At 60.4% G+C, this 11,088-nt stretch carries 10 protein-coding genes; 9 read left to right on the top strand and 1 reads right to left on the bottom strand.

Annotated elements, in window-relative coordinates:
- Positions 1-8: 8 nt before the first annotated feature.
- The 8 genes from IB265_RS13035 to IB265_RS13000 all read left to right on the top strand — a co-directional run bounded on the left by IB265_RS13035 (position 9) and on the right by IB265_RS13000 (position 9,036).
- On the top strand, positions 9-563 hold the full coding sequence (locus IB265_RS13035) for a sarcosine oxidase subunit gamma (RefSeq protein ID WP_192494810.1): 555 nt from the start codon (positions 9-11) through the stop codon (positions 561-563).
- Between the two features lie 245 nt (positions 564-808).
- Positions 809-3,235 carry an FAD-dependent oxidoreductase gene (locus tag IB265_RS13030; RefSeq protein ID WP_057249021.1) on the top strand — a complete coding sequence of 809 codons (2,427 nt, stop codon included), beginning with the start codon at positions 809-811 and terminating at the stop codon, positions 3,233-3,235.
- A 289-nt stretch (positions 3,236-3,524) separates the two neighbouring features.
- Positions 3,525-4,427, top strand: coding sequence for a branched-chain amino acid ABC transporter permease (locus IB265_RS13025; RefSeq protein WP_053248038.1), 903 nt, complete (start codon positions 3,525-3,527; stop codon positions 4,425-4,427).
- A gap of 4 nt (positions 4,428-4,431) precedes the next feature.
- The gene (gene livM / locus IB265_RS13020) at positions 4,432-5,817 is read left to right on the top strand and encodes a high-affinity branched-chain amino acid ABC transporter permease LivM (protein ID WP_057249022.1); all 1,386 of its coding nucleotides are present in this window, start codon (positions 4,432-4,434) and stop codon (positions 5,815-5,817) included.
- Positions 5,817-6,710 (top strand): ABC transporter ATP-binding protein, encoded by an 894-nt coding sequence (locus IB265_RS13015; RefSeq protein WP_057249023.1) that lies wholly within the window; start codon positions 5,817-5,819, stop codon positions 6,708-6,710. The genes livM and IB265_RS13015 overlap by 1 nt, the downstream gene beginning before the upstream one ends.
- The gene (locus tag IB265_RS13010; RefSeq protein WP_057249024.1) at positions 6,707-7,432 is read left to right on the top strand and encodes an ABC transporter ATP-binding protein; all 726 of its coding nucleotides are present in this window, start codon (positions 6,707-6,709) and stop codon (positions 7,430-7,432) included. Before IB265_RS13015 ends, IB265_RS13010 begins: the two co-directional genes overlap by 4 nt.
- Positions 7,433-7,456: 24 nt before the next feature.
- A complete protein-coding gene (locus IB265_RS13005) occupies positions 7,457-7,801 on the top strand; it encodes a DUF6867 family protein (RefSeq protein WP_057249025.1) in 345 nt (114 codons plus the stop codon).
- Between the two features lie 116 nt (positions 7,802-7,917).
- Positions 7,918-9,036, top strand: coding sequence for a branched-chain amino acid ABC transporter substrate-binding protein (locus IB265_RS13000; RefSeq protein ID WP_057249026.1), 1,119 nt, complete (start codon positions 7,918-7,920; stop codon positions 9,034-9,036).
- Positions 9,037-9,385: 349 nt separating this feature from the next.
- On the opposite strand, the gene IB265_RS12995 is transcribed toward IB265_RS13000, so the two are convergent.
- Positions 9,386-9,838, bottom strand: coding sequence for a MarR family winged helix-turn-helix transcriptional regulator (locus IB265_RS12995; RefSeq protein ID WP_057249027.1), 453 nt, complete (start codon positions 9,836-9,838; stop codon positions 9,386-9,388).
- A gap of 196 nt (positions 9,839-10,034) precedes the next feature.
- Between IB265_RS12995 and IB265_RS12990 the strand changes: the two genes are divergently transcribed.
- A complete protein-coding gene (locus IB265_RS12990) occupies positions 10,035-11,051 on the top strand; it encodes an alpha/beta fold hydrolase (protein ID WP_057249028.1) in 1,017 nt (338 codons plus the stop codon).
- Positions 11,052-11,088: the final 37 nt, after the last annotated feature.

The raw sequence follows: 11,088 nt of genomic DNA, 5'->3' as shown, positions 1-11,088 counted from the left end.
AGGCGGCGATGGTTCGCGACTACAACAACCGCCACGCACTGGAACAGAAACTGCGCTCTGCACCGAGGCCCGCGACCGCCGATCACCTGATGGTCGGCCATTGGCGTGCGATGGCGACGGTTCTTGCCCGTGCCGGGCAGGCCGAGGCAGTGCGGCAGTCGATTGCTTCGGTGCCCGAGCTGTCGCTCCGTTTCTCAGGCCCCGGGGAATGGCTGGTGGTCTCCGAGGTGGAGGCGCCGAGCGGGCTCGTGCGTCGCCTCGAAGAGCTCTGCGACGGGGGCGCCTATGTCGTCGACCAAAGCGACGGGCGCGTCGTCTTCCGCCTCACCGGCCCGAACGTGCGCAGCATCCTTGCCAAAGGTATCGGCCTCGACGTCCATCCCGCGACCTTCTCGCTTGGGGGGAGTGCCAATGTTCTGTGCGGCCACATCCCGGTCAATCTCGCCCGGACGGACGAGGATACGTTTGAACTGATCGTGCCGCGAAGCTACGCCGAATCGCTCTTCGACGACCTGATGCGGATGGGGCGGGCGTTCGATCTCACCGCCGCTTTTTCAGACTGAACAGCCTCTTTCGTGAGGCTGAAAACAAATGCGGCATGAAATGCCGCAATCGGGTCGCCGATCCGCCAGCAAACGGCGGAAATGGACAAGCGCCCTTCGCAGCCGTGTCTTTATCGGCGCCGCCTTTCTGACTAGGCTGCCACCATTCGCCGCCTGCGCTTCTGTCCGGAAGGTAAGCGGTCTTGATTTTCTTCCTGACAATTTGGCCATGCCTCCGCCGGAGCATGGAAAGACGGAGTGTACGCATGAAAAGCCATGCCAAGGTCGTCGTTATCGGAGGCGGTGTCGTCGGTTGCTCGGTGCTCTATCATCTGACGAAGTTCGGCTGGACCGATGTTGTCCTGCTCGAACGGTCGGAGCTCACGTCCGGCTCCACCTGGCATGCGGCCGGCGGCATGCACACGATCAACGGTGACCCGAACGTCGCCAAGCTGCAGAAATATACGGTCGAGCTCTACAAGGAGATTGAGGAGTATTCCGGTCAGGACGTCGGCCTGCACATGACATCGGGCATGATGCTGGCGGCCACCAAGGAGCGCTTCGACTGGATGAAGTCGATCCTCGCCAAGGGGCGCTACATGGGGCTCGAGGCCGAGCTGCTGACGCCCAGGGAAGCGCACGACCTGATGCCGCTGCTCGATCCTGACCAGTTCGTCGGCGCGGTCTTCGATCCGGTCGAGGGCCATCTCGATCCCTATGGCACGACGCATGCCTATGCCAAATCGGCGAAGAAGAACGGTGCGGAGATCTATCTGCACACCAAGGTCGAGGATCTGGTGCAGCGGGAAGACGGTTGCTGGCGGGTCATCACCAACCAGGGCGAGATTGTCGCCGAACACGTCGTCAACGCCGCCGGCCTCTGGGCCCGCGAGGTGGGGCGCATGGTGGGGCTGGAACTCCCGGTGCTCGCTATGGAGCACATGTATCTCATCACCGAGGATATGCCAGAGGTCATCGAGTTCAACCAGACGCGCGGCAAGGAGCTGATGCACTGCGTCGATTTTGATGGCGAAATCTACTTGCGCCAGGAACGTCAGGGCATGCTGATGGGCACCTATGAGAAGGCGTGCCGTCCGTGGTCGCCGATCTCCACGCCCTGGGATTTTGGCCATGAGCTGCTGGCAGAGGATATCGACCGCATTTCGCCGGAACTCGAAGTCGGCTTCAGGCATTTCCCGGCCTTCAACAAAGCCGGCATCAAGAAGATCATCAACGGCCCTTTCACCTTCTCGCCGGACGGTAACCCGCTCGTCGGCCCGGTGCGGGGCTTGAGGAATTTCTGGTCGGCCTGCGCCGTCATGGCCGGCTTCAGCCAGGGCGGCGGCGTTGGGCTGGCGCTTGCCAACTGGATGATCCATGGCGACCCCGGCTTCGACGTCTTTGCCATGGACGTCTCGCGCTACGGCGATTTCGCCACGCTTGCCTATACCAATGCCAAGGTGCGCGAGAACTACTCACGTCGCTTCTCGATCCGTTATCCGAACGAGGAGCTGCCGGCGGCAAGGCCGCTGCTGACGACGCCGATCTACGACAGGCTGAAGGCGGCTGGCGCGGTCTTCGGCGCGTCCTATGGGCTCGAAACGCCGCTGTGGTTTGCGCCCGAAGGGGTGAAGGACGCCTTCTCCTGGCGGCGCTCGACGGATTTCGAGACGGTTGGCGCGGAAGCGCGCGCCGTGCGTGAGGGCGTCGGCCTGATGGAGACGTCGGGCTTTGCCAAATATGCGATCACGGGCGAGGGCGCTGAAGCCTGGCTCGACCGGCTGCTGGCCTGCCGTATTCCGCAGGTGGGGCGCATGACGCTGGCGCCGATGCTGAAGGACGACGGCAAGCTGATCGGCGACTTCACGCTTGCCAAGCTCGGGGAGGAAGACTTCCTGCTGATCGGCTCCGGCATCGCCGAGGACTATCACATGCGCTGGTTCGAGGCGCATCTGCCTGAGGACGGCTCGGTTTCGCTGAAGGCGCTGAAGCTGGAACTGGTTGGCCTGTCGATCGCCGGGCCGAAGGCGCGCGACGTGCTTGCCGGTCTCACCCATCTCGACGTCTCCGACGCCGCCTTTCCATTCCTGGACATCCGCCGGATGGACCTCGGCATGGCGCCCGTGATCGTCGGCCGTGTGAGCTACACCGGCGATCTCGGCTACGAGATCTGGATGAAGCCCGAATACCAGCGCTATCTCTTCGAGCTGCTGATGGAGAAGGGGGCAGCGTCCGAGATCCGGCTGTTCGGCCTCAGGGCGCTGAATGCGCTGCGCGTCGAGAAATCCTTCGGCAGCTGGGCGCGCGAGTACCGTCCGCTCTATGGCCCGGTCGAGGCCGGCCTCGGCCGCTTCATCGCGACCGGCAAGGACGCGGACTTTATCGGCAAGGTGGCTGCAATGAAGGAGAAGGCGGACGGTGGCGCCCTGCGTCTCAGGACCTTCGTCCTCGAGGCCAGGGATGCCGACGTCATCGGCGACGAGCCGATCTATCTCGACGGAGTCGTGCGCGGATGGGTGACATCGGGCGGTTATGCGCACACGAGCGGCGTTTCGGTGGCCATGGGTTACGTATCGAAGGAGATCGCCGATCGCAGCGATGGCTGGTCGATCGAACTCCTGGGCGAGATTCTGCCGGCACGCCTCCAGGCGAATCCCTTGTTCGACGCAAACGGGCAGCGGATGCGCACCTGAGCGGCGAAGCAGCGCACCGGCCTGGCCATTTGGTGGCTAGGCCTCTAGGCGAATCCCCGGGCATTTACGGCTAAAGTTGATGATTTTGCGGGCGAAAGCTGCGGAAGTTTTGGTTTTTCTGGCTCTAAAAGCGTCAAATCGATTTTATCGGGGAAGTTTTTGCCGAAGTCGCGTTTTTTAGCTTTCCTTTTTGTTTGAAAAAGGTATGGAATCGATCAAACACAGCGCTCAAAATGAGCTCAAAAAACAAGAGACCGGACCTTCAAGGATCTGGTCCAGGGGAAGATTGATGGAGTATTTCGTCCAGCAGCTCGTCAACGGGCTGACTCTTGGGTCTATTTATGGTATGATCGCAATCGGTTATACCATGGTCTACGGCATCATTGGCATGATCAACTTCGCCCACGGCGATATCTTCATGCTCGGCGGCTTTGCTGCTTTGATTGTCTTTCTGCTTCTCACCTCATTTATAGCAGGCGTGCCGGTTGTACTTGCGCTTTTGCTTATGATGGTCGTGGCTATGCTCGCGGCGTCGCTGTGGAACTGGACGATCGAGAAGGTGGCCTACCGGCCACTGCGCGGGTCATTCCGGCTGGCGCCGCTGATCACCGCAATCGGCATGTCGATCGTGTTGTCGAACTTCATCCAGGTGACGCAGGGACCGCGCAACAAGCCGATCCCGCCGCTCGTCTCGTCCGTCTATGAGGTTTTCGGCATCTCCATTTCGCTGAAGCAGATCATCATCATCATCATCACGGCGATCCTGCTTTCCGTCTTCTGGTACATCGTCAACAGGACGCCGCTTGGTCGTGCACAGCGCGCCACCGAGCAGGATCGCAAGATGGCGGCTCTGCTCGGCGTCGACGTCGATCGTACGATCTCGGTGACCTTCATCATGGGTGCGGCACTCGCTGCTGTCGCGGGAACCATGTACCTGATGTATTACGGCGTGGTCGTTTTTACCGACGGCTTCGTTCCCGGGGTCAAGGCATTCACCGCCGCCGTTCTCGGAGGCATTGGCTCGCTGCCGGGCGCTGTTTTGGGCGGACTTCTGATCGGCCTGATCGAGTCCCTGTGGTCGGCCTATTTCACCATCGACTACAAGGACGTTGCGACATTCTCCATTCTCGCAATCGTTCTGATCTTCAAGCCGTCGGGTATTCTCGGACGACCGGAAGTCGAGAAGGTATAATTCAATGGCAAACATTGCTTCTACAACTGCAAGCGCCGGCACTGAGGTGACGGCGCGGGCCCTGCGCGAGTCTGTCTTCGCGGGCCTCATCACGCTCGGACTGTTCGTGCTGTTCGTCGGCCTCAAGACCGACCAGAACATCCGCAACGAGCTGATCCTGACACAACGTTGGGGCCTGCTGGCGATCTTCGTGATCATCGCCATGGTTGGCCGCTTCCTCATGGTCGCCTATGTCCAGCCGCGGCTTGCCCAGCGAAAGGCTGCCAAAGCGGCGGCGCCGGAAGTTGCCAAGGAGGAAAGCTTCTTCAGCCGCAATTTCTCGACGATTGCGATACTTGCCTTGATCCTTTATCCGCCGGTCATCGTCGCGCTAACCGGTGTTCAGGGCTCGCTGAAATGGGTGGACAATTTCGGCATCCAGATCCTGATCTATGTGATGCTCGCCTGGGGCCTGAACATCGTCGTCGGCCTCGCCGGCCTGCTGGACCTCGGTTACGTCGCTTTCTACGCAGTTGGTGCCTATTCCTACGCGCTGCTCTCCACCTATCTGGGCCTGTCCTTCTGGGTGTTGTTGCCGGTGGCCGGCCTCCTCGCCGCCTGCTGGGGCGTGGTCCTCGGCTTCCCGGTGCTGCGTCTGCGCGGAGACTATCTGGCGATCGTCACGCTCGCCTTTGGCGAAATCATCCGTCTTGTCCTGATCAACTGGACCGAGGTCACCAAAGGTACGTTCGGCGTGTCCGGCATTGCCAAGGCAACGCTGTTCGGCATCAAGTTCGATGCCTCCAAGGATGGCTTTGCCGCATTGATGGGGCTGCCGATCTCGTCGGTCTACTACAAGATCTTCCTATTCTACCTGATCCTCGGTCTTTGCTTGATCACGGCTTTCGTGACGATCCGCATGCGTCGGATGCCGATCGGGCGCGCCTGGGAAGCGCTGCGCGAAGATGAGATCGCTTGCAAGTCGCTTGGCATCAACACGGTTACCACCAAGCTGACGGCTTTCGCCATGGGCGCCATGTTCGGCGGCATCGCCGGGTCCTTCTTCGCAGTACGCCAGGGCTTCGTGTCGCCCGAATCCTTCGTGTTCCTCGAATCCGCAGTGATCCTCGCGATCGTCGTCCTCGGCGGCATGGGGTCGCTGACGGGCATTGCGATCGCAGCGATCGTCATGATCGGCGGTACCGAAATTCTGCGTGAGCTTGACTTCCTGAAGGCCGTCTTCGGACCGAACTTCACGCCGGAACTCTACCGCATGCTGATCTTTGGCCTGGCCATGGTCGTCGTCATGGTCTGGAAGCCGCGCGGCTTCGTTGGATCGCGTGAACCGACCGCGTTCCTGCGCGAACGCAAGGCCGTCTCCGGCAGCTTTACCAAGGAAGGGCATGGCTGATGGCCCTCGAGACCACGACGATGACAATGACACAAGATCCCATTCTCAAGGTTGAGCACCTGTCGATGCGCTTCGGCGGTCTGATGGCCATCAACGACTTCTCTTTCGAGGCCTATCGCGGCGACATCACCGCGCTGATCGGCCCGAACGGGGCAGGTAAGACGACGGTATTCAACTGCATCACCGGCTTCTACAAGCCGACGATGGGTATGATCACGATGAAGCAGAAGTCCGGAAAGGAGTATCTCCTCGAGCGGCTGCCGGACTTCGAGATCACCAAGCATGCAAAGGTGGCGCGTACGTTCCAGAACATCCGGATGTTCTCCGGCATGACCGTGCTCGAGAACCTGCTGGTCGCGCAGCACAACAAACTGATGCTGGCGTCGGGCTATACCGTGCTCGGGCTCCTTGGATTTCCTGCCTACCGGCAGGCCTCCAGGGAGGCGACTGAACTCGCCAAGCATTGGCTCGAAAAGGCATCGCTGATCGACCGGGCAGACGACCCTGCCGGGGACTTGCCCTACGGCGCGCAGCGGCGGTTGGAGATTGCTCGTGCCATGTGCACGGGACCGGAGTTGCTGTGCCTCGATGAGCCTGCGGCTGGCCTCAATCCGCGCGAATCGCATGCCCTCAATGAACTTTTGCAGGGCATCCGCAGCGACACCGGCACCTCCATCCTGCTGATCGAGCATGACATGTCCGTGGTCATGGAGATATCGGACCATGTCGTCGTGCTCGAATATGGGCAGAAGATCTCCGACGGCACCCCGGATTTCGTGAAGAACGATCCAAGGGTCATCGCGGCCTATCTAGGTGTCGAGGATGAAGAGGTTGAACAGGTGATCGAACAAATCGAGGAAATCGAAGGCGGGCAGGGAGGCACCAAGCAATGACTGCGCCGCTGCTGCAAGTGAAAGCCGTCGAAACCTACTACGGCAACATTCGGGCGCTGAGCGGCGTCGATGTCGAGGTCCATCGCGGAGAAATCGTTTCGCTGATCGGTGCCAACGGCGCGGGCAAGTCGACATTGATGATGACGATCTGCGGCAGCCCGCAGGCGCGCACCGGCACGGTGATGTTCGACGGCCATGACATCACGCGCCTGCCGACCCACGAAATCGCGCGTATGAGGATTGCCCAGTCGCCGGAAGGCCGCCGCATCTTCCCGCGCATGACGGTTTTCGAAAACCTGCAGATGGGGGCGAGCCTCGACAACCTGAAGCATTTCGACGAGGACGTGGAAAAGATCTTCAGGCTCTTTCCCCGGCTCAAGGAGCGTAAGGCGCAGCGCGGCGGCACGCTGTCAGGCGGCGAGCAGCAGATGCTCTCGATCGGCCGCGCGCTGATGGCACGGCCGAAGCTGTTGCTTCTCGACGAGCCGTCGCTTGGTCTCGCGCCGCTGATCGTCAAGGGCATCTTCGAAGCGATCAAGAAACTCAACAAGGAGGAAGGCCTGACCGTCTTCCTCGTCGAGCAGAACGCTTTCGGCGCGCTCAAGCTTTCGGACCGCGGCTATGTGATGGTCAACGGACGGGTGACGATGAGCGGCAGCGGCAGGGATCTGCTCGCCAATCCGGAAGTGCGCGCGGCCTATCTCGAAGGCGGCCGTCATTGATCGGCCGCATCTGGAGCAAGTGACATGCAGGGAATTCTCTACGAAGAAGCGTCGATCTGGCAGTTTCTTTTCATAAGCTGCGTGCTTGGCGGCTGGACCGCCTGGCGCACGGGCAAGAGCGTGGCCGAAAGTTGGCATAACGTTCCGCGGCTGCTGCTCTACGTGGCGTTGCTCGGGCTGGCGATCCGTTTCATCCATCACGCCCTCTTCGGCGGCACGATGTTCAGCCTGCAATACTATATCGTGGACACGATCGTGCTTTTGTTGTTTGCTACCGTAGCTTTCCGGTACTACCGGACCAAGCAAATGACCAAAATCTACTACTGGCTCTACGAGAAGGCTTCACCCTTCTCCTGGAAAACCAAATAAAGGGAACAGCGCGTGCCGGTCCGCCGCGGCCGGTGCGAAGGAAACACCGGCGCAACTATGGTGGGCATTGCGCAGGTTGATAACGAGACCCGCTCGAATATTTGGGAGTAACAAGAATGAAAAAATCTCTTCTGTCGGCCGTTGCGCTGACGGCAATGGTCGCCTTCAGCGGCACGGCCTGGGCTGATATTCTCGTTGGTGTCGCCGGCCCGCTGACTGGCCCGAACGCCGCCTTCGGTGCGCAGCTCCAGAAAGGTGCCGAACAGGCCGCTGCCGACATCAACGCCGCTGGCGGTATCAACGGGGAACAAATCAAGCTTGTGCTCGGCGACGACGTTTCGGACCCGAAGCAGGGCATCTCGGTCGCCAACAAGTTCGTCGCTGACGGTGTGAAGTTCGTCGTTGGTCACTTCAACTCCGGTGTGTCGATCCCGGCATCGGAAGTCTATGCCGAAAACGGCATCCTGGAGATCACGCCGTCTGCTACCAACCCGCAGTTCACCGAGCGCGGTATGTGGAACACGTTCCGCACCTGCGGCCGTGACGACCAGCAGGGCGCAGTTGCCGGCGCCTTCCTCGCCGCCAACCATAAAGACGCGAAGATCGCCGTCATTCATGACAAGACCCCCTATGGTCAGGGTCTTGCTGATGAAACCAAGAAGGCGATGAACGAAGCCGGCCTCACCGAAGCCCTCTATGAAGGTGTCAACATCGGCGACAAGGACTTCTCCGCACTGATCGCCAAGATGAAGGAAGCCGGCGTTTCGGTCGTCTACTGGGGCGGTCTGCACACCGAGGCCGGCCTGATCATGCGCCAGATGAAGGACCAGGGCCTGAAGGCAACGATGATGTCGGGTGACGGTATCGTTTCGAACGAACTGGCCTCGATCGCCGGCGACGCCGTCGACGGCACGCTGATGACCTTCGCGCCGGATCCGCGCAAGAACCCCGCTTCCAAGGAACTCGTCGAGAAGTTCCGTGCTGCCGGCTTCGAGCCGGAAGCCTATACGCTCTATTCCTACGCAGCTCTCCAGGTCATCGCAGAAGCTGCGAAGGCTGGCGGCACGACCGATGCGCAGGCGGTTGCCGAAGCGATCAAGGCCAAGGGTCCGTTCAAGACCGCGATCGGCGAACTCGGCTATGACGAAAAGGGCGACATCACCCGCCCGGACTACGTCATGTACACCTGGAAGAAGGGCGACGACGGCAAGTACACCTACTTCCAGAACGAGTAGTTCTGATTTCGGACCTCGCGTCCGATCTGTTAGGCCCGGCGAGCGATCGCCGGGCTTTTCTTTTTGGCGATGCCGAGAGTATCCCGCTTTCAAGTGGAGCCGCTGGAGGCGGAAAGATGCTCTACAATCGAAGTGCTACTGCATGTTTCCTTTAATCGTATCCGATTAAAGGACAAAAACATGCAGCAATTCAAAGTGCTGCAGCGACCTTTGCGCGTCTGATAAGACGCGCGGCGCTGTGGAGCGTCCTTTGTGCGTTCGTCTGAACGCTCGGCGCTCTAGAAACAAAGGCCAAGCATCCCTTCTGCGTTCATCTAGACTAGCGATGGGGCTTTGGCGCAGCGATTGGCTACTTCAGCAAGGTGTCTCGCAGTGACGAGACTTCGGCGCGCAACCGCTCGAGATCATCGGCGCCGAGTTTGGTTGCCTCAGTGAGGCCGCGCGGCACATCGACCGCCTTCCGGCGCAGTGCCTTGCCCATATCGGTCAATTGCACTCGGACCTGCCGCTCGTCTGTCTTATCCCGCACGCGGGCGATGTAGCCGGCGGCTTCGAGGCGCTTCAGCATCGGGGTGAGTGTGCTCGATTCCAGGAAGAGCCGTTCGCCGAGGCTGCCGACGGTCTGGTCGTCCTTTTCCCACAGCAGCACCATCACGAGATATTGCGGGTAGGTGAGGTCGAGTTCCTCCAGCAGAGGCTTGTAGATGCGCGTTAAGGCGTGGTTTGCGGAATAGACCGCAAAGCAGAGGAAACTATCGAGCGTCAGCATCGCATCGTCATCTTTGAGTTCGGTGCCAGTCATCGTTCTCTCCTGTCATTTCCTCAAAATAAATCGTTCGCGATATAATCGCAAGGCATTGACAGGTGTGCGACCGCATTATAAAGCTTTGTGCACGATCTAATCGATGGCGATTTAAGTTCGAATATATCGCGCACGATCTAATCGTTAATTATTTATCGGCAACGCGGCATGACCGCAGGGAAGAAGGAGCGTCTCCATGAGCAAGGCAGTCAGCAGGACCGAAACCAGCAGCATCTCCCGCCGTGATGTCCTCTCGGCCGCTTTCGGCGCTGCGGCGACCGCTGCAGCCGTATCGGCCGTCAACAGCCCGGCCAAGGCCGCCGACGTGTCAGCGGCAAGTAACAACCAGTCGAGCGCCGGTTCGCAAGGTGGGGGGATTTCGGGCAGCCGCATCATCACCCGCGATGGCGTCGAGATCTATTACAAGGACTGGGGCCCGAAGGATGGTCCGGTCGTCGTGCTCAGCCACGGCTGGCCGCTGTCGTCGGACAGCTGGGAAGCGCAGGCCTTCCACCTCGCCAACAATGGCCTCCGCGTCATCACCCATGACCGCCGTGGCCATGGCCGCTCGTCGCAGCCCTGGGACGGCAACGACATGGATCACTATGCCGACGACCTTGCCGATCTGATCAACGCGCTGGATCTGAAGGACATCTTCCTTGCCGGCTTTTCCACCGGCGGCGGCGAGATCAGCCGTTACATCGGCCGCCACGGCACGGGCCGCGTCGCCAAGGCCGGTTTGATCTCGGCGGTACCGCCGCTGATGGTCAAGACCGACAACAATCCCGGCGGCCTGCCGAAGGAAGTGTTCGACGGCCTGCAGGCGGCAAGCCTCAAGGATCGTTCGAAGCTCTACCGCGATATCGCCTCGGGCCCGTTCTTCGGCTTCAACCGCCCGGGCGCGGTTGCCTCTGTAGGCATGATCGACAGTTTCTGGCTGCAGGGCATGATGGGCGGTCACAAGAACACCTATGACTCGATCGTCGCCTTCTCGCAGACCGACTTTACCGAAGATCTGAAAAAGTTCGACGTGCCGACGCTGATCATCCATGGCGACGACGACCAGATCGTGCCGATCGATGCGGCCGCACGGGCCTCGAAGACGCTTGTCCCGCATGCCGAGCTCAAGGTTTATGCCGGTGCGCCGCATGGTATCACCGACACGCACAAGGATCAGCTCAACGCCGACCTGCTCGCCTTCGCCAAGGCTTGATGCGTTTGAAGTCACGGGAAGAGGCGCCTGCAACGGC

Source organism: Ensifer sp. ENS10 (assembly GCF_014852025.1).
Taxonomy (GTDB): domain Bacteria; phylum Pseudomonadota; class Alphaproteobacteria; order Rhizobiales; family Rhizobiaceae; genus Ensifer.
This window is presented reverse-complemented; position numbering and strand designations above follow the sequence as displayed.